We start from the raw sequence: 18,143 nt of genomic DNA on the forward strand, positions 1-18,143 counted from the left end.
GGCTCCGGCCGGTATCCCGCACACCCTCTTTGCCCAAAACGCCAGGCGGTCACGCCGTGGCGCCTTTCGGCCTGTGTCAGCCCAGCAGGACAGACAGGGCAACGATGATGGCGATGGCCGCGAAATTGATGCGGACGCCGGCTTTCATCATCTGCAGCTGCGTCACCGCCCCGGAGGCATAGACGATGGCATTGGGTGCCGTGGCGACGGGCAGCATGAAGGCGGTCGAGGCGGCGATCGCGACCGGAACCACGAGGTCCTGCGGAGGTACGCCGGCTTCGAGCGCGATCACGCCGAGAACGGGCAGGAAGGCGGTGGTGGTGGCGACATTCGAGGTCAGCTCGGTCAGGAAGACGACGGTGGCGACAAAGATCAACAGCAGGACGGGGATCGGCATGTCGGCGAGGAAGCCGAGTTGCCCGCCCAGCCAGTCGGCCAGCCCGGTCGAGGACAGGGCTTCCGCCAGCGACAGGCCGCCGCCGAACAGGATGATGACATTCCAGGGCAGGCGGGCCAGGCCCTCCCAGTTCATCAGCATTTCGCCCTGGCGGGTCCCGCGATCACCGGCCGGGACGAGGAAGGTGGCGAGCGCGCCGAGGACCGCGATCTGGGTATTGCCAAGGGCCAGGGTGATCGGCAGGTCGAGCGTGGTTCCGAGCCAGGCGAGCAGGGGGTTCCAGCCCCATTCGGTGCCCGGCTGGCCGATCAGTTCGCCAGGCAGGACCCGGCCCATCCACAACAGGGCGACGGTGCCGAACAGCAGGGCGACACGCCATTCCGGCCGCGTCATCCGTCCGAGCTTGACGAGCTCGCGATGCACCAGTTCCCGGGCCGCCTGGCTGTCGCCGCCGCCGTCCAGCCTGAAGGCGAGGCGGGTCAGGATGAACCAGGCGACGGGGATCAGGATCGCCACGATGGGCAGACCGATCCCCATCCAGCTGGCAAAGTCGATCGCGATGTCGAACTCGTTTTGCAGATAGCCGATACCGATCAGATTGGTCGGGGTGCCGACCGGGGTCGCCATGCCGCCGATCGAGGCTGCATAGGCGACGCCGAGGGCCAGTGCCGGGGCGAAGAATCTCGACGATGCGCCTTCGCGCTCGACTTCCTGGGCCACCCGCAGCGCGATCGGGATCATCATCAACGTGGTCGCCGTATTGGAAATCCACATCGACAGGATGGCCGAGGCCAGCATGAAGCCGAGAATGAGGGCCGCCGGGCGTCCGCCGAACCCGCTGACGATATTGAGCGCGATCCGGGTGTGCAGGTTCCAGCGCTCGATCGACAGGGCGACGATGAAGCCGCCCAGCAGCAGCATCACGATCGGGCTGGCATAGGGGCTGGTCGCGGCGCCGGTCGAGGTGATGCCGAAGAGCGGGAAGAGCGCCATCGGGATCAGCGCCGTGGCGGCAATCGGGATGGCTTCGGTCGCCCACCAGGCGGCCATCAGCAGGGCCAGCGAGGCCAGCATCCAGGCTTCCCGGCTCAGCCCCTCGGGCAGCGGTACAAACTGCAGGCCGATGGCCAGAGCCAGACCGGTCAGCAGGCCGATGATCTGGGACGGAGACTTGCCGCCGCCGGCGGGCGGGGTCGCGGTGTCTGGCGCGTTTGTGTCTGGCACTTCAGTGTCTGGCACAGAACGCCTCCCCAGCCGTCTGTTCGGGACCCGAGGGTCAGTCAGGCGGGTGGTGTCAGGCGTTCGGGTCTTCCGACGAGCCGGACTTCACGAAGCGGCGGTCGCAATAGGGGCATTCCACGAAATCATCCTGGCCCATTTCCAGATAGACGCGGGGATGGCCGAGCGCTCCGCCACCGCCATCGCAGGCCATGCGGTGCTGGTCGGTGACAATGATTTCGGACGGCGGAATGGTGTTGGCAGCATCGGCCATGGACAAGCCCTCATGGACAGGACGAAAGACGGTCCCTAGGTATGGCACCTTATTATGGCCTTTGGCCCTCATCCGTCAATTCCGAGGCGACATGTCCGACAGCTCCGATCTCCCCGATTTCGCCCTCGAAGCCACCGGTCTGAAGAAGACCTATCGCGGCTCCAAGCTCGCCGCGCCGAAGGAGGCGCTCAAGGGCGTCGACCTGAAAGTGCCACGCGGTTCGATCTTCGGCCTGCTGGGGCCGAACGGGGCGGGCAAGTCGACCTTCATCAATATCTTCGCCGGCCTGGTGAAGAAGACCGGCGGCACCGCGAAGACCTGGGGCATCGACATCGATCAGGACAGCCGGGCCGCACGGGCGGCGATCGGGGTCGTGCCGCAGGAAATCAACATGGACGTCTTCTTCACGCCGCATGAGACGCTGGAGCTGATGGCCGGTTTCTATGGCGTGCGCAAGGCCGAGCGGCGAACCGATGAATTGCTCGAGGCGGTTGGCCTCAGCGACAAGCGCGACGCCTATGTCCGCCAGCTCTCGGGCGGCATGAAACGGCGGCTGCTGGTCGCCAAGGCCATGGTTCATACCCCGCCCGTCCTGGTCCTCGACGAACCGACTGCCGGGGTCGATATCGAGCTGCGGCGTCAGCTCTGGGATTATGTTCGTGAGCTGCATGCCCGCGGCACCACGATCGTGCTGACGACGCATTACCTGGAGGAGGCGCAGGAGCTGTGCGACCAGATCGCCATCATCGATCATGGCCAGGTGATTGCCTGCGAGCCGACTGAAACCCTGCTCAAGCGGATGGACGGGAAGACGCTGGTGATCGAACCGGCCGAGCCGCTCACCGAGGTCCCCGCCGAGCTGGCCGAATACGACGCCGAGATCCGGTCCGACGGGGCGCTGGCGATCACCTACCGTCATGGTCAGCAATCGGTGGCCGGGATGATCGAGAAATTCAACGCGGCCGGCGGCCGGATCGCAGATCTGCGCACCGAGGAAGCCGATCTCGAGGACGTCTTCCTGGCGCTCACCTATAACCGTCAGGATGCGTCATGACCGCCGGCCTGTCAGCCGGGACGGCTGGATCGTCTGTCCCCGGTCTCCTGCCCCTTTTTGGGCATGATTGGCGGGCATTCTGAGGTCGGCCAAAGGAGGGCCGATTGCCGAACACGGGAGGCTGACATGTCGATGCGTTCTATCCGGAAGTTTTTCGCCATCACGGTGAGCGCGCCGCTCTTTGTCGCCCTGGCCTGGTTCTTCGGCATCTTCCTGCAGCCGCAAGGCGAGCTGGGCGCCGGTTTCTCCCTTGTCCTTATCCTGCTCAGTGCGGGGGCTGCGATCTGGCTGTTCGGCTGGATCATGCGACCCGGCCCCAAGGCCCGCTTCCGCAATCGCGGGGTTGATGGCTTTGATCGCGACTGGGGTGTCGGCCTGACCGGCTATTCCCAGCACAAGGGGGATCGCCGTCGCCGTGATGACACGGATGGTGATGACCTTGGCGGTCGTCGGAATTCCAACGACATGGATGATGATGTCGGTGATATCGATCCCGGCTGACGGCCCCTTTCACAGATCCGAACCGCGCCCCGGATAGCGCTCCAGCGAGCGTCCGGGGCGTTTTCTGTCGGGTTGGATTTGACATCAATTAGATAATTAGCTAAATGTCGCTTCATGAGTGATGTTTTCAAAGCCCTGTCCGACCCGACCCGCCGGGAAGTCCTGCACATGCTGAAAGCCGGGCCACTGTCCGCTGGCGATCTTGCCGCGGCCTTTCCGGTCTCGCGGCCGACCATGTCCGCCCATTTCAACGTGCTCAGGGCGGCCGGCCTCGTCTCGACCGAAAAGGCCGGGAAATCGGTCATCTACCATCTCAATGTCTCGGTGCTGGAAGAGGCGCTGCTTGGTTTCGCCGGAGCCTTCGGGCTCGGCGCTCGCCCTGCCGCCAAGGGGCCGACAGAAGAAAAGGAATTGCCATGATCACCCGCTCCCTCAAGGGCTCGATCGCCCTCGCCGCCGTCCTCCTGATCACCGCCTACGGACTGTCACTGCTGGCTGATTTCAACTGGGTCGGTCCGGACATGCCGGACCGCGTTGTCCAGGTCATGATCGGTCTGATCCTGGTGCTGTTCGGCAATGCCACCGGCAAGCGCCCGTCCGAGGCCGATCCGGCCCGCGACGGAAAACCGGCCCTGATGGCGGCCCGCCGCTTCTTTGGCCTGGCACTCGTCATGGGCGGTCTTGTCCATGCCGGCGCCTGGCTCCTGGCGCCGCTGGAGCTGGCGAACACGCTCTCCATGGTCGCGGTCATGGTGGCGGTCGCCGCCGGATTGGCCCGTGTTGCCTACGCCGTCGTGGTTCAGCGCGAAACGCCGGACCAGGGCTGAGCTGTCAGGGCTCCGGCGGCGGGCGTCCGTCGCTGAACACCAGGCGTACAGCCGCGTTGCGCGGACCTGCGGCATCGGCTATGGGTTCGCGTTCAACGCACCCATAGCTCAGCTGGATAGAGCGCTGCCCTCCGAAGGCAGAGGTCAGAGGTTCGAATCCTCTTGGGTGCGCCATTTCTTGTTGGACGTCACAAGTCGTTGGACAAAGTCCAAGAAGCTTGGACAAACCAAGCTGGAAAGCGTCGGGGTTCATGATCCAAGTGGATCGTTTGTGTGTTCAAAAGGGCCACGACAAGGTCGACAGCCCTGATCTGCTGTACGATCATTTGGCCGCATTGACTTCTTGCCAACACCTAGCATCCGCTTTGGCTTAGGAGGGGTCATAACCTGTCGGCTGAGTTCTGTATTCGGCGGATGTCTGAATTGTCCGGTTCACCGCACAAAGCGCATGATGTGCCGTACTCTAACACCCAAGCCGACGAGCGCGGGGAGGCCACCCTGCTGCACAGCACGCATCGCCCTCCTGAATAGGCGGGCACGGTACGGTTCCAAAGGAGCAGAAGACGCAGCAATCGCCCGGCTTCGGTTTCAGCAGCGTGCTGCATGACGGACAGTCCCAGAAGAACTGGCAGGCGTTCGTCGGCATCTCCAAGTCGGCGTGTACGCCGCTACAATGGGGACAGGTGAGGGTTGATTTGAGTTGGATATCAGCCATCGGACTTTAAAGAACGCTCCCATTGATCAATTGCACCACCGGCCCGGGACATTCGTGATCGCGGGTTTTATGCCCTGCTATCCGGCCGATCAATATCGGTATTGCGCGCATTTCGCAGCCGGGCGTTCCGAAGAGAGCAGCCAGGAAAAATGAACCACCAAGGCGGAGATAGACATAGATATTGAGCCAATAGGCGGTCGACCATAGATGTGAATGGATCCAGTCGCCGGATGATCGCCAGCCGACAACCGCGGCGCCGATCAACAAGCCCGCTGCCAGCAGTCGAGGCCAAAACCCCAACCGAAAACCCAGTCCAATGTTCAGCGTGTATGGGACCAAGTGGACAGCAAACGCCGTGAACCCGATCACCCATGCATTGGTCAAGGCATCCATCTCGCCGAAGCGAAACAATTGGGCCGCCCAATAGATTGCGCCTGCGCCGAAAATCAGGCGTGAGAGACGACCGATAGGCCCGGGCGGCGGAATCGTTCCTCCGTCGCGAAACTGATAGGTCGGCGAAGGTTTGGCCATATCAAGCTCGGAGCCAGTCCAATAACCAGCTTTGCAATCGCATCTCGTAGTTCGGCAGGATGAGCGACACGGCGAGAAATACCGCGCCAACAATCCACCATATCCAGAATATCCGGCCCGGGCTTCCGCGCCACAACGCCAGCGTCAGCGAGAACGCGAGCATGCCGGTCGCCCCCCAAGCGAACCAATCCTGCCAGCGTGCAAAGAAACCGAGCTTTGCAACCAAGCCGGAGGCGACACCAAGTTGAACAAGTAGGATCGGAACCACGCAGCAGGACGCGCCGACAAAAGCGAGAAAGCCGCTGACTGCCCCGCTGCCAGATACGAAGGATGAAGGGATAAGGTTTTTCTGGGTCGATCTCATAACTGCAGAATGGTAGCCCCTGTAGTAACTACAGGATCAAGAGAAATTTGCATGGGGACTGGTTGACCCGATGAAGGGACCGCTTAAACGAGGCGCCGTCGCGAAGCTGTTGGACAGCAACATCGAGACGATCCGATACTATGAGAGCATCGATCTGGTCGCCGCATCGGCGCGCTCCGACGCTGGCCACAGGCTGTTTTCGCAGGCGGACGTCGAGCGCCTGCGGTTTGCACTTCAGCTAAGACAGTTGGGATTTGCTCTCGCGGAAGTCAGGGAGCTTCTTACCATGACGGAGAAGCAGACCTTTTCCTGCAAACAGGTTGCAGGGATTGCCGAGATGCATCTGTCCCAAATCCATCGCAAGGTCGCCGATCTCAGGCAGCTCGCAGCGTCTCTGGAAGAGATCACGAGCCAGTGCCAGCGCACAGACACGCCGGACTGTGCGCTCGTCCTGTCACTAAAGGCACCGAGCAAGACTCTAAACTAACGCCTGATGTAGAATTCGCGATCAGGATTCGAGGATCTACGCTCCGCTACCAATACCGACCGACCTTGCGCGCATACTGATCAAACGTATCTCCGAAGGTTCTGCGAATGTGCGGCTCCTCTACCCAAGTGATGAACACGTGGATGATCGCGATGAAGGCCAATGCGGAAAACAGTGCGAGTCCGGATCCGGCCGCGATGGCAGCACCGAGAAACATGCCGCTGTAGCCGACATACTGGGGATTGCGTGTGCGCTTATAGATACCGTGTTGGATCAACTCATCTTCGAGCAAGCCGTAAACCCGCTTCTGTGAACCATAGGCGTAGCGGCCAAGGAAAATGACGTAAGCGCCACCAAGGAAGAGCCCTCCCCCGATCGCCAGCGAGATCATGTTCGACGCGAACAAACTGCCACGATCGAGCCAGGCGAGAGCGATCGTGGCGAGGAAGTGCCCGTGCATGATGAGGCCCGAGAAGGCAGCGGTCAGCGGCGACCATTTACCTTGCTGTCGAAACTCAGACCGCGCTCGAAACATGAATGGGATCGAGAGAGCGGCCGTTATGAGAACATAAGCGACGACACCGGTGAGCAAAGGGGACATTACGCTTCTCCTGTGTTGGCGACTGCTGCGTGGTCGCGAAGCTCTGAGAGAGCCTGCGAGCAGATGGACCAAGCCGAGCGGGTGAATATGCCGGCGAGCACAAACGCGAGAATGAGATCCGGCCAGGCTGACCCTGTCAGGGCAACGAGGCCACCGGCGATCATGACGCCGACATTGCCGATAGCGTCATTACGAGAGCAAAGCCAAACCGAACGGACGTTTGCGTCACCGTCTCTCCATTTGAGAAGGATCAGCACGCTGATAGCGTTGGCGAGTAGTGCCGCGAACCCGACAATGCCCATGGTCTCTGCGACTGGCGGCTCGCCAGAGAATGCGCGGAGCAGTGTCATGCTCAGCACGGCAATCGCGATCGCGAACAAAAGGCCACCTTTGAAGAGAGCGGCTTTGGCTCGAACCGCGAGAGCGGAGCCAATGACCAGAAGGCTGATTGTGTAGGTCATCGTATCGCCTGCGAAATCCAGGGCATCGGCTTTCAGCGATTGCGAACCTGAAGCGAAGCCTGCCGAGATTTCGACGACGAACATCACAAGATTGATAAAAATGACGGCCCACAGGGCGCGTCTGTACGCGACCGATGATCCATCGAACTTTTGGTCGCTTGGGCAACAACTCATTTTCTTGACTCCTACGTTTAAGATGGAGTCTAATTTCTACAGCGACTGTAGAAGCAAGAGAAAAATGCAAAAAGAATTCACCATCGGCCAAGCGGCAGAAACGTCAGGCGTCAAAGTGACGACGATCCGGTATTACGAGAGCGTCGGCCTAATGCCAGAACCGAGGCGGGTTGAAAGCGGACGGCGCGTCTACGGGCAAGCCTCGGTGGACTTGCTCGGCTTTATCCGACATGCGCGTGATCTAGGTTTTACCGTCGAAGCCATTCGAGACCTGATCGATCTTCAGGAGAACCCTGGCACAGATTGTGCCAAGGCGGACGAACTTGCGCGGCATCATCTAGTTGAAACGCAAAAACGCATCGAGCAGCTTCGTGTGCTCGAAAGCGAACTTATGCGCATGATCGACGGCTGCGCCGGTGGCAAAGTCGGCTCTTGTGAAATCGTCACAAGCCTCTTCGATCACTCCAAATGCCTGTCGGATCACAAATCAAAGGCTCTCAAAGAGCAATAGTTGACTATTGCTCGCCGCCTTCCAAATTCTGAGACCCATTCCTCCATGCGATCAGTAACAGAACTACGCCAATGAAGATAAGAATGTCGGCCAAATTGAATGTGGGCCAGCGGAGCGCCTGCCATCCAAAATCCAAATAATCTGTTACGGCTCCATCGCCAAGCCTATCGATCGCATTTGCCAACCCGCCCGCCGCAAACAGAATGCCGGCGAAGTTGATGAGTTTGGAGCTTTGCCGTGCGGCCCAGCTCAATGCAAAAACAACCAAGACGATGGCGAAACTTGAAAGCAGATAGGGCGCAACCCAATGCGAACTATCCAGGATTCCGAAGCTAACCCCCCGATTGCGGCCTAAGGTAAAGTTGAACCCAGGGAAGATCGGGATCGACGCGCCAACCTCGGTGAGAATTTGTTCAACTTTGAATTTCGCAAGAAGATCGGACGCGATCAGAATTGGCAACATTACCAGTTGGTCGCCGCGAATTTGGCTTAGGCTGGACGCGGTGCGATCAAGAAATTTCGACTTAAAAATTGACATGAAAACAGCAATCTTGGCGGGTTACACGGCGGTGGAAGTGTCATGCCGAATAGCCCGACATTTCCACATTTGTCTTCAGCCAGCTAGTCACGCCATCAGGTCGAGAGACTAGATCGGCGCCCATCGGTCGTTTGCATCACTACCGAAAATGGCAGTCGATCATCTGATCTGAGCCCTTCGGCTCGTTTGACAAGGCACAGACGATTAGGTTGAACCTCCAGCCGCTAGATGGATTAGACTGTTCCAATTGCTTGAGAGTTGATCGACACGGCGCTTCTCTGTAGGAACTGTCGAACCGGAGGTGTTGGTGCTAAACTTGCTGCGCACATTGCTGGCTCTCCTGACTGTCCTATCCTTCTCGGGAGAGGTGGTGGAAGCCGCTGTGCCAGGGTACGACCACCATCAGGGCCATGAGGACCGCGCCGAGGACGATTCCGGTGAGAGCAATCACCGTCATGCGCAGCACCCCGTCCATGCCTGTGGGGTTTGCCATCATGCGATGCCGGCCAAAACGGGCGCGCCGCACCTGAGTGCGCCGGCCGGTCGGGTCTCCTATCGCCTTTCCCACGAATCCGGTACGGGCCGAGCGCAGGCGCCGCCATACCAGCCGCCGATTGCCTGACGAGAGCGTTCGAACCCCTCGTTCTCTTCAGACAACTGGAAAAACTGAATGTATTCAGACAAATCTCCCCGGCCGAATTGGCCGGGTCGAGGGGTTGCAGGCATGGCTTGCAGCGCTCTCATCGCGTCCGCGGTGCTGGCACAGCCGGTCTCGCAGAATGGTCCGCTTGAACTCTCCTCGGCCCTGCAACGCGCCGTACATTCCAACCCGCATATCGCTTCGTTGCGCGCTGAGGTGACCGCCCGACACGGCGACGCCCTTCAAGCTGGGCTGTGGGACAATCCCTCCTTCGAGGCAGAACTCGAAGGCTTTGGCGGTGATCGCGGCGGTATAGGAGATGGCGACCTCACCGTCGCCGTGCGCCAGACCATCCCGCTGGGCGGCGACCGTCGCCGCGCCCGTGAGGCGGCCGAGGCCTGGGCCGGTGTCGAGACAGCAAGGCTGAACGCCGAGATTGCCGGCCTTCTGGGCGAAGCGGCCACGGCATTCGTAGACGCCCGTGCCGCCCAGGAAACCGCCCGCGTCAGGGCGGAGCTCCAGGATCTCGCGGAAGCTGCCGCTTCGGCCATACGCCAGCGCGTCGAGGCGGGGCGGTCCTCGCCGATCAATCTCGACCGGGCCGATATTCTGGCCGCCACGGCCGGCATCGAGGCGGCATCGGCGTTGACCGAGGCGCGGCGTGCAGGTCTTGCGCTGGCCGCGATGTGGGGCGGCGCGGCGGCGGGCGAGGTCGCGCCCCCGTCCGTGCTTGTGAACAACCCGGAACTGTCGGCACTGACGCCGGAGGCGATGATGCGGCGCAATCCGGATCTGGCGGTGGCCCAGCAGACATCCCGGGCACGAAGCGAAGAGATTGCCAGGGAACGGGCCGAAGCCATCCCGGATATCACGGTCGGTGCCGGGATTAGGCGCTATGGCAGCGATAGCGAGACGGCGTATCTCGCCATGGTCGAAATGCCGATCCCGGTGATCGACCGGAATCAGGGCGCGATCGCCGCAGCCGCGGCGCGCGAGACCGGGGCCCGACTGGACGAGGAGGCTCTGCGGCGGCAATTGCTGGCGCGACATGCAGCCGCCTACCGTCGGTGGAGCGACGCGCAGCAGCGTTATGCAGCATTGAGCGGACACGTGCTGCCTGCCGCTGAGAACGCCTTCTCCCGTACCAGTCTCGCCTATCGCGAGGGCGCGCTGCAGCTTCTCGATCTGCTGGACGTCCAGCGCACTTACTTCGACACACGCATCCAGGCGATTGAGGCCCGGGCAGAACTCGCTCGCTCGGCCATCGAACTTGACGTGCTCTTCGGAGCACCTCGCCTGAAACAGCTCGCCGGCGTTGCCGGCGCGGAGGCAAACCCATGACAATGACCAGAACACTGCTCGCCGGCACGGCGGCATTTTCCCTCCTGGCTGCTTGTTCGGGCCCGCCCGCTCAAGTGTCCGCGCACGAGGCTCCAGTAGGCGCAGATGCCCATGACAACGCGACTGACACCGGGCATGCAGAGGACAATCACGCCGATGAAGTCGGAATCATAGAGCTGTCCGACGACGATATCGCCGCGCTCGGCATTACGGTTGACGCGGTCGATTCTGGCCCCGTGGATGGCGAGGTGGAATTGCCCGCCGAGGTCAGGTTTGACCAAACGCGTCTGGCCCATGTCTCGCCGCGGGTATCCGGTATCGTTCATGCCGTCCATGTCACCGAGGGTGACGCGGTCGAAACCGGCCAGCTCCTCGCCGTGCTCGACAGTCGCGCCCTGGCGGACGCCAAGGCCGGATACCTGTCCGCCCTGGCCCGCCTCGACCTCAACCAATCGCGGTTCGAGCGCGAGAGGCGGCTGTGGGAGCAGCAGATTTCGGCGGAACAGGATTTCCTCGACGCCCGCCAGGCGTTGGAGGAATCGCGCATCGAGGTGCGCAGCGCCCGCCAGCAATTGGAGGCGCTGGGCGTTGACGAGGCGGCGCGCGCCACCCTTGCCTCGGGAACCGATCAGCCCCTGACACGCTACGCGCTCGCGGCACCGATCTCCGGAATCGTCATCGAGCGCCACGCCGTGCTGGGCGAGGTGATCGAGGAAGGCGCGCAGCCGCCGGCCTTTATCATTGCCGATACGTCCACGGTCTGGGTCGATGCGGCCATCTACGGTGCCGATCTCGACCAGCTGCGGGCCGGAAGTCCCGTCCGGATCGATCCGGGCGACGGCGGCCCCGAAATCGTCAGCGAGATCGCCTTCGTCAGCCCCCAGCTCGGCGAAAGCACTCGCACGGGCCGGGCACGGATCGTGCTCGACAATGCCGGCGAGCGCTTGCGTCCGGGCATGTTCGTCACGGTTCACGCCGAGGCGCTCGCCGCCCGAGCCAGCACCCGTGTGCCGGCCAGTGCGCTGCAGACGATCGACGGCGCCGATGCGGTCTTCGTACGTACCGATCACGGTTTCGAAGTTCGTCCGGTCCGCATCGGACGGCGCTCTGACCGCTTTGCGGAAATCCTCGCAGGGGTCGAGCCGGGCGAACGTATCGCAACCGCCGGCGCCTTCGCTCTGAAATCGGAACTGCAAAAAGGGGAGTTCGAAGATGGACACGCCCACTGACAACACCTCCCCGGAATACCAAGGGGCGGCCACGCGGCTCCTGCATCGCCTCGCCGGCGGACGCCTCCTGGCGGTGCTCGGCTTCATCGCGGTCATCGTAGCGGGCGGCGTCACCTTCCGGACCATGCCGGTTGACGCTTTCCCCGACGTCACGCCCGCCCTGGTGCAGGTCTTCACCGAAACCGAAGGCCTCGCCCCCGAAGAGGTGGAGCGCTACGTCACCTTCCCGGTCGAGACGGCCATGAACGGGCTGCCGCGGCTGACGGAGGTCCGCTCCACCTCGAATTTTGGCCTGTCGGTGGTGAATATCTATTTCGAGGACGGGACCGATATTTACTGGGCCCGCCAGCTTGTCGGCGAACGTCTCCGGCTGGCACGCGAGGACATACCCGACGGTTTCGGCGAACCCGCCATGGGGCCGATCACCACCGGGCTCGGACAGATCCTCTTCTATTTCCTCGACAGCGCCGATGGCGCCCTGAACGGTGTCGAACTGCGCACCATCCAAGACTGGCTGGTGAAGTTCGACCTGCAAACCGTACGCGGCGTGACGGAGGTTCTCTCGCTGGGCGGGTTCGAACGGCAATACCAGATCGAGGTGCGGCCGGACGCGCTCCTGCGCTACGACCTCACCGTTGCGGACGTGGTGGCGGCCGTCGGGGCCAATAATGCCAATGCCGGGGCGCAGTTCCTGGTCGAGAATTCCGAACAATATACGGTACGGGCGGTCGGCCTGGCCGAAGGCGAGCACGATTTGGGCGATATCGTCGTCAAGGTCGTCGATGGCGTGCCGGTGCGCGTTCGGGATATCGCCGGGATCGGGATCGGCGGCGCACCCCGCCAAGGCCTGGCTACGATGAACGGCCAGGGCGAGATTGTCGCCGGGCTGGTGCTCAAGCTGATCGGGGCCAATACCAATGAAGTGATCGGCCGCGTTCACGACCGGCTGGACCGCATCAACGAAACCCTGCCCGAAGGTGTCGAGGCCGTGCCCTATTACGACCAGTCCGAACTGGTCGGTGCCGCCGTCTCGACCATGACGACGGCACTCTGGCAGGGGGCCCTGCTGGTTGCCGTCATCCTGTTCGCCTTCCTGCGCGGCTGGCGGCCGAGCCTGATTGTGGTGGCGTCCATCCCATTCTCGGTCGGCTTTGCCCTGATCGCGATGCGTCTCTTCAACGTTTCGGCGAATCTGATGTCGCTGGGCGGGATCGCGATCGCTATCGGCATGATGGTCGACGGGGCGGTGGTCATGGTGGAGAACGCTAATCGCCGCCTGCGTGAGGCCGAAGCTGAGGCAAACCGGCGCAATGTGGTGGCACAAGCCTGCGCCGAGGTGCTGCAGCCGCTGGTTTTTGCCATCCTCATCGTCGTGGTCGTCTTCCTGCCGATTCTCACGCTCGATGGCGTCGAGGGGAAAACGTTCCGGCCGCTTGCATTTGCCGTTGTCTTTGCCATGGCGGGTTCGCTGGTCTTCGCCGTCCTTCTGGCGCCGGCCGCTGCCTTTCTCGGTCTGCGGCCAAGGTCGGCCCGTGCGCAAGGCGGCGGACTCTATGCCCGCTGGTTTGGTCCGGCGGTCGGCTTCTTCGTGGCGCGGCGCTGGGCGGCCGTCCTGCTCGCCGGCGTCATGCTGGCGGCGGGCGCGCTGATCTTTCCGCGCCTCGGCTCGGAATTCACACCGCGCATGAATGAGGGCGATCTGCTGATCCGTTTGACGATGGCGCCCTCCATCAGCCTGCCGGAGGCCCGCAATACGGTCACCCGGTTCGAGCAGACCCTGCTCGACGATTTTCCGGAGGTCGAGCGCGTGGTGACACGGGTCGGCCGCGGCGAAGTCGGCGCTCATGCCGATCCGGTCAACAGCGGCGAAGCCTTCGTTGCCTTGAGGCCGAGATCGGAATGGACGACGGCGCGCACGCAGGCGGACCTCCTGGCTCGCATGAGCGAGCGCTTCGAGGACTTCCCCGGAGCACGGTTCAACATCACCCAGCCGATCGCGGCCGCGACGGACGAACTGCTCACCGGCACCAAGGCGGACCTCGCGATCAAACTGTTCGGCGAGGACATGGCGGTGCTGGAACGGGAAGCGGCGGAGATCGCCCGCGTGATCCGCGGCATCGACGGGTCGGCGGACGTCCAGACCGACCAGGTGACCGGAGCGCCGCAATTGCGCATCACGGTCGATCGCGACGCGATGAGCCGCTTCGGGCTCAACGTCGAGGACGTTCTGTCGGTCGTGCGCAGTGCAGTCGGTGGTGAAACCGCCGGGCAGGTCTTCGAGGGCATTCGGCGGTTCGATATCGTCGTGCGCTATCCCGAGGCCGATCGCGCCAATGCGGAGCGCATCGGCCGTATCGTCCTGACCGGGCCGGGCGGCGAACTGATCCCGCTGAGCCAGGTGGCGAACGTGGAACGGATCGAGGGGCCGCGCCAGGTGACCCGCGAGAACGGGCGGCGCTTCATCACCATCCAGACCAATGTCCGCGGCCGCGACATCGGCTCCTTCGTGACCGAAGGGCAGCAAGCCGTTGCCGCTGGAGTTGACCTGCCATCCGGCTACTACGTCGAATGGGGCGGTCAGTTCGAACTGCAGCAGCAGGCCAATGCCCGCTTCGCCGTGGTCATCCCGGTCACGCTGGGCATCGTGATGCTACTGCTCCTGTTCAGCTTCGGCCGCCTGAAAAGCGCCCTGCTGATCGTGGCCAACATCCCGCTCGCCCTGGTCGGCGGCATCGCAGCGCTCTGGCTGACCGGCCAGAACCTGTCTGTGCCGGCCTCGGTCGGCTTCATTGCCCTGTTCGGCATCGCCCTGGGCAATGGCATGGTGCTGGTCTCCTTCCTCGACCGCTTTGCGCGGACGCGGCGGGATGTCGACGCCTTCAGCGTCGAGGCCGCCGTGATGCGGGCCCAACCGGTGCTGATGACTGCCACGACGACCGGGCTCGGCCTGATGCCGCTCCTGTTTGCCAGCGGGATCGGTTCGGAGGTGCAGCGTCCCCTGGCGGCGGTGGTCATCGGCGGACTGGTGACGTCGACCGTCCTGACGCTGCTGGTCCTGCCGGCCGTCTACAAATGGTTTGCGCCGCGGCCGGTGCTGCCGGAACAGGAGGAGCAGACCTAGCTTGGACTCGCGTTCGGGCCCTCGGATCGCCGCCCCGGTCCGGGGGCTCACTACCAGTTCCAATCCCACCCCGCGCCGACGCCGGTGTTGGCCCTGTAGTCGCTAGAGGAATTAGGTTGTTCCAGATTTCGCCAAGGAGTAGCCCGATGCCACCGGACCATGACGAGCTTGGAGCCGAAATGCAGTCCGGCGAGAGTCGGGCGTTTGCTGCCAATCGGGAAAAGGCCTGCTGACCGTGGCCCGAAGCCTGGGCAGCCTCTAGCCAGCTGTCCGCGTCCTGGTCGCCGATGCGTTTCACAGTTTTACCGAGAAGCTGCGCGGGGCGTCACAATCTGTCGGTCAAGGAGGACGACGATGTTCAACGAAACTCTGCGCGAGAGTGACGACGGCCAAGGCGGCACCTGCGAGAGACGGCGCTCGCAGGTCAATCTGCAATGTGTGCACGTATTGTTGCCCCGGCGGCTCAATTCTGCGAGCCGCCGCCGCAGCGTGCTGGTTGATGCCACTATATTCGACGGTAGCGATGAGTCCAAAGAGGTTACGAGCAACGTTGAGATTAAGCTTGAACGATGCATCTACCTCCCTCACCGTGCCCTCGTGGAACCTGTTGGTGAATTGAATGAGTTCAATTGTTCCGCTGTTGCTTCACAGGTGCCGAAATTCTCTGTCTCGGCATCATGCTCCCTGTTCGATTTGGCCGAAGTGTGATCATGAGCCGTAGTCTGACATCGGCCTGGGCCGAAGAAATGAACCGCGCGCGCTGCTTATGCTCTCCTTGAGGACGAACTGGCGTTCTGCCATTTTGAGCGGGTCCACATTCTCGGCCAACGCTATTTTCTCAAACACTTGTCCGCGCACTGGTGGATGCTGAAGCTCGGTATCCGCCGGTCCAACCGGCAGGAAAATCGCGGACAGGTTGTGCGGCTCGTGGCCGTGATACCGGGCTACGTCTTCGGATGGGTCCCCAAGGGCAACACCGGAGGGGCAGGCGTTCTCGCTATCAAGCCAATGGCGATCCCGAAAGACCTCGAGGCGTTGCTGCAGAACTACTCGGTAGCCCGTGGTGTCATCGGTAGGGGCCCTGTACTCGCCCTCCTCGCGGCTTCGGCTTTTATCGTCCTGAATCGTTGACGTGGACTGAACCGGAGAGCGCGGGATGGACAAGGCGACGGAAAACCAAACGATCACTTCCCGCAGCCCTGAGCTTTATCTGCCAGTACGCGCCGATATTTCCAGCCACATGGTGTTGGCTTATTGCCATCAGCTTGACCCACAGGAGAGATCGTGGCCGCTTGGTTGAAGCTGTTGCCGCGAGGGTGTCATGACTGAGCACAAACAAACGCATTACAACGCTGGCTCCATCTCGCTTCCCGGTGCTGTTGCGATGGGAACAGGCGTGATGATCGGCGCCGGCATTTTTGCGCTGACTGGTCAGGTGGCAGAGCTGGCTGGCCGCCTTTTCCCGCTGGCGTTCATCATCGGCGCTGTGATCACGGGATTCAGTGCCTATAGCTATATCAAAATGTCCAATGCGTGGCCGTCCTCTGGCGGCGTCGCCATGATCTTGGAGAAGTGCTACGGGTCGGGAGCGATTGCAGCCGGCGCGGCTCTCCTTATGGCGTTGAGCATGGTGATCGCGGAAAGCTTGGTGGCGCGGACTTTTGCGACTTACGTCCTGCGAGGTTTCGATGTGTCGGGAGGTCCGCTGGTGCCCGTCCTGGCGGTCAGCGTCATCGGATTTGCCTTTCTGATCAACATTTCGGGCAATCGGTCCATCGGACTGTTCTCGATGTTCATGGCCCTGCTCAAGATCGGCGGGATTGCCGCGTTTGGGATCGCGGCGCTCTGGTCCAGTGGAATCGGGTTTGCCGCTAGCGCAGCTGGTGATGAGGGCGCGAGCGGACTGCTCGGATTCGTCGCGTCAGTAGCGCTAGCCATTCTCGCCTTCAAGGGGTTCACCACCATCACGAATAGCGGCGCGGAAATCACCGAACCGCATCGTAATGTCGGACGCGCTATCATGGCGTCGATCCTGGTGTGTGTCCTGCTCTACCTACTCGTGGCATTCGGTGTCGGGTCCAGCTTGCCACTGGATAGGATTGTGGCGGCACGGGATTTCGCGCTGGCAGAAGCCGCCGAGCCGGCGCTCGGGCGTTTCGGGTTTTATCTTACGGTATTGCTCGCGGCGGTGGCGACTGCTTCGGCCGTGCTCGCCAGTGTATTTGCCGTCTCTCGCATGCTGGCCATGTTGACCGATATGAAAATGATTCCACACAGGCATTTCGGAATGCCTGGGCCGATCCAGCGCCACACCTTGGTATACACGGTCGTTATCGCGTCCGTGCTGGCGGTGTTCTTTGATCTGGGCCGGATCGCGTCACTCGGCGCCTTCTTCTATCTGGTCATGGACATGGCCGTTCATTTCGGTGTGTGGAAATTCCGCCGTGTGGAAATTGGCGCGTCCGGTGTCATTCTACTGATCGCTCTGGGGCTGGATGCTGTGGTTCTGATGGCGTTTACCGGTCTCAAACTGCAGCAGGACCCGTTGATTGTTCTGATCGCTGTGATTTCGATCGCTGCCGTTTTCGCGTTCGAACGCATCTATCTGTCTCATTGGGTCCGGACGGCAGCTGCCGAGCAGAGCGGAACGTGAGCCTCCCGGATCATAAAGGGGACACGCCTGTGACATTCCGTGTGAGGGAAATACCAATACTCATCGTATAGGGTGTCATGATCGGCGCGCGAAGGAGGCACACGATTTTGGTTTGGCGACGGTTCAGCCTGATCCTGGTTTTGCTGGGCGCACTCGCGCTGGGCGGGACAGGCTATGCCTCCGACGTCGGCCCGGATGCCGCGGCCCCAAGCGACATGACCCAAATGTTGGACCATGATTGCTGCCCGCAAGGCAGCGGCATTGAAGATGTCGGCGCCGCAGAGCGTGGCCAGCCCTGTAATGGCATGGATGCGTGCTCCGGTAATCCGTGCGGCCTTGCTTGTTCCTTTTCGACCCTGATCCCAGATAGTGCGACGACGCGCCCGGCAGCGGGCCATATCGAACGAACTACCCGCAGGGTCGTGCTCCGGCCGGTTTCCACCATTCTGGATCATCTGGATCGTCCTCCGCGCGCGTGACGAAGCCGAGCCTTGTTAATGGGCTCA

Annotated in this window: 22 protein-coding genes, 1 tRNA gene and 1 pseudogene; 15 read left to right on the forward strand and 9 right to left on the reverse strand. The window is 62.1% G+C overall.

Annotated features, from left to right (window positions below; genetic code table 11):
* Positions 1-76: 76 nt before the first annotated feature.
* Together AAA969_RS00070 and AAA969_RS00075 are read right to left on the reverse strand one after the other, a co-directional pair.
* Positions 77-1,621, reverse strand: coding sequence for an SLC13 family permease (locus AAA969_RS00070; RefSeq protein WP_338242277.1), 1,545 nt, complete (start codon positions 1,619-1,621; stop codon positions 77-79).
* Between the two features lie 70 nt (positions 1,622-1,691).
* Positions 1,692-1,889 carry a zinc-finger domain-containing protein gene (locus AAA969_RS00075; RefSeq protein ID WP_338242278.1) on the reverse strand — a complete coding sequence of 66 codons (198 nt, stop codon included), beginning with the start codon at positions 1,887-1,889 and terminating at the stop codon, positions 1,692-1,694.
* A 91-nt stretch (positions 1,890-1,980) separates the two neighbouring features.
* Here AAA969_RS00075 and AAA969_RS00080 point away from each other — a divergent pair, with 91 nt between their 5' ends.
* The 5 genes from AAA969_RS00080 (at position 1,981) to AAA969_RS00100 (ending at position 4,445) form a co-directional block, all read left to right on the forward strand.
* Positions 1,981-2,943, forward strand: a complete 963-nt coding sequence (locus AAA969_RS00080; protein ID WP_338242279.1) for an ABC transporter ATP-binding protein — start codon at positions 1,981-1,983, stop codon at positions 2,941-2,943.
* Between the two features lie 126 nt (positions 2,944-3,069).
* Positions 3,070-3,444, forward strand: coding sequence for a hypothetical protein (locus AAA969_RS00085; protein ID WP_338242280.1), 375 nt, complete (start codon positions 3,070-3,072; stop codon positions 3,442-3,444).
* A 114-nt stretch (positions 3,445-3,558) separates the two neighbouring features.
* A complete protein-coding gene (locus AAA969_RS00090; protein ID WP_338242281.1) occupies positions 3,559-3,864 on the forward strand; it encodes an autorepressor SdpR family transcription factor in 306 nt (101 codons plus the stop codon).
* The gene (locus AAA969_RS00095) at positions 3,861-4,271 is read left to right on the forward strand and encodes a hypothetical protein (protein ID WP_338242282.1); all 411 of its coding nucleotides are present in this window, start codon (positions 3,861-3,863) and stop codon (positions 4,269-4,271) included. Before AAA969_RS00090 ends, AAA969_RS00095 begins: the two co-directional genes overlap by 4 nt.
* A 97-nt stretch (positions 4,272-4,368) precedes the next feature.
* A tRNA-Arg gene (locus AAA969_RS00100) sits at positions 4,369-4,445 on the forward strand.
* 289 nt (positions 4,446-4,734) lie between these two features.
* Here AAA969_RS00100 and AAA969_RS00105 read toward each other — a convergent pair.
* From AAA969_RS00105 to AAA969_RS00115, 3 genes are read right to left on the reverse strand one after another with little or no spacing between them, the layout of a single operon-like run.
* Positions 4,735-4,986, reverse strand: coding sequence for a GDCCVxC domain-containing (seleno)protein (locus AAA969_RS00105; protein ID WP_338242283.1), 252 nt, complete (start codon positions 4,984-4,986; stop codon positions 4,735-4,737).
* A gap of 6 nt (positions 4,987-4,992) precedes the next feature.
* On the reverse strand, positions 4,993-5,517 hold the full coding sequence (locus AAA969_RS00110) for a hypothetical protein (RefSeq protein ID WP_338242285.1): 525 nt from the start codon (positions 5,515-5,517) through the stop codon (positions 4,993-4,995).
* A gap of 1 nt (position 5,518) precedes the next feature.
* Entirely contained in the window at positions 5,519-5,881 is a 363-nt protein-coding gene (locus AAA969_RS00115; protein ID WP_121212535.1) for a hypothetical protein, read from the reverse strand.
* Positions 5,882-5,951: 70 nt separating this feature from the next.
* Here AAA969_RS00115 and AAA969_RS00120 point away from each other — a divergent pair, with 70 nt between their 5' ends.
* Positions 5,952-6,368, forward strand: coding sequence for a MerR family transcriptional regulator (locus AAA969_RS00120; RefSeq protein ID WP_338242290.1), 417 nt, complete (start codon positions 5,952-5,954; stop codon positions 6,366-6,368).
* A gap of 46 nt (positions 6,369-6,414) precedes the next feature.
* Here AAA969_RS00120 and AAA969_RS00125 read toward each other — a convergent pair whose 3' ends face one another.
* Positions 6,415-6,969: a methyltransferase family protein gene (locus AAA969_RS00125; RefSeq protein WP_121212537.1), complete on the reverse strand. Its 555-nt coding sequence runs from the start codon at positions 6,967-6,969 to the stop codon at positions 6,415-6,417.
* Positions 6,969-7,604 carry a cation transporter gene (locus AAA969_RS00130; RefSeq protein ID WP_297736237.1) on the reverse strand — a complete coding sequence of 212 codons (636 nt, stop codon included), beginning with the start codon at positions 7,602-7,604 and terminating at the stop codon, positions 6,969-6,971. Before AAA969_RS00130 ends, AAA969_RS00125 begins: the two co-directional genes overlap by 1 nt.
* A gap of 64 nt (positions 7,605-7,668) precedes the next feature.
* Here AAA969_RS00130 and AAA969_RS00135 point away from each other — a divergent pair, with 64 nt between their 5' ends.
* Complete coding sequence (locus AAA969_RS00135) at positions 7,669-8,115, forward strand: MerR family transcriptional regulator (RefSeq protein WP_297736234.1); 447 nt, start codon at positions 7,669-7,671, stop codon at positions 8,113-8,115.
* Positions 8,116-8,119: 4 nt separating this feature from the next.
* Here AAA969_RS00135 and lspA read toward each other — a convergent pair whose 3' ends face one another.
* Together lspA and AAA969_RS00145 are read right to left on the reverse strand one after the other, a co-directional pair.
* Positions 8,120-8,653: a signal peptidase II gene (gene lspA / locus AAA969_RS00140; protein WP_338242299.1), complete on the reverse strand. Its 534-nt coding sequence runs from the start codon at positions 8,651-8,653 to the stop codon at positions 8,120-8,122.
* Between the two features lie 349 nt (positions 8,654-9,002).
* Positions 9,003-9,146 (reverse strand): hypothetical protein, encoded by a 144-nt coding sequence (locus AAA969_RS00145; protein ID WP_297736229.1) that lies wholly within the window; start codon positions 9,144-9,146, stop codon positions 9,003-9,005.
* Between the two features lie 231 nt (positions 9,147-9,377).
* Between AAA969_RS00145 and AAA969_RS00150 the strand changes: the two genes are divergently transcribed.
* The 8 genes and pseudogenes from AAA969_RS00150 to AAA969_RS00185 all read left to right on the forward strand — a co-directional run bounded on the left by AAA969_RS00150 (position 9,378) and on the right by AAA969_RS00185 (position 18,116).
* On the forward strand, positions 9,378-10,634 hold the full coding sequence (locus tag AAA969_RS00150) for a TolC family protein (protein WP_170150439.1): 1,257 nt from the start codon (positions 9,378-9,380) through the stop codon (positions 10,632-10,634).
* Positions 10,631-11,863: an efflux RND transporter periplasmic adaptor subunit gene (locus AAA969_RS00155; protein WP_323760651.1), complete on the forward strand. Its 1,233-nt coding sequence runs from the start codon at positions 10,631-10,633 to the stop codon at positions 11,861-11,863. Before AAA969_RS00150 ends, AAA969_RS00155 begins: the two co-directional genes overlap by 4 nt.
* A complete protein-coding gene (locus AAA969_RS00160) occupies positions 11,847-14,984 on the forward strand; it encodes an efflux RND transporter permease subunit (RefSeq protein ID WP_338242306.1) in 3,138 nt (1,045 codons plus the stop codon). The genes AAA969_RS00155 and AAA969_RS00160 overlap by 17 nt, the downstream gene beginning before the upstream one ends.
* A 354-nt stretch (positions 14,985-15,338) precedes the next feature.
* Entirely contained in the window at positions 15,339-15,692 is a 354-nt protein-coding gene (locus AAA969_RS00165) for a hypothetical protein (protein ID WP_121211462.1), read from the forward strand.
* Between the two features lie 57 nt (positions 15,693-15,749).
* Positions 15,750-16,115 (forward strand): annotated as a pseudogene (locus AAA969_RS00170) (DUF3703 domain-containing protein); the annotation flags it as partial.
* A 25-nt stretch (positions 16,116-16,140) separates the two neighbouring features.
* Positions 16,141-16,284, forward strand: coding sequence for a hypothetical protein (locus AAA969_RS00175; protein ID WP_170150440.1), 144 nt, complete (start codon positions 16,141-16,143; stop codon positions 16,282-16,284).
* Positions 16,285-16,305: 21 nt separating this feature from the next.
* Positions 16,306-17,637: an APC family permease gene (locus AAA969_RS00180; protein ID WP_121211465.1), complete on the forward strand. Its 1,332-nt coding sequence runs from the start codon at positions 16,306-16,308 to the stop codon at positions 17,635-17,637.
* 77 nt (positions 17,638-17,714) lie between these two features.
* On the forward strand, positions 17,715-18,116 hold the full coding sequence (locus tag AAA969_RS00185) for a hypothetical protein (RefSeq protein ID WP_147422679.1): 402 nt from the start codon (positions 17,715-17,717) through the stop codon (positions 18,114-18,116).
* Positions 18,117-18,143 lie beyond the last annotated feature (27 nt).

Origin of the sequence: Maricaulis maris, assembly GCF_036322705.1 — a bacterium.
Classification (GTDB): Bacteria; Pseudomonadota; Alphaproteobacteria; order Caulobacterales; family Maricaulaceae; genus Maricaulis; species Maricaulis maris_B.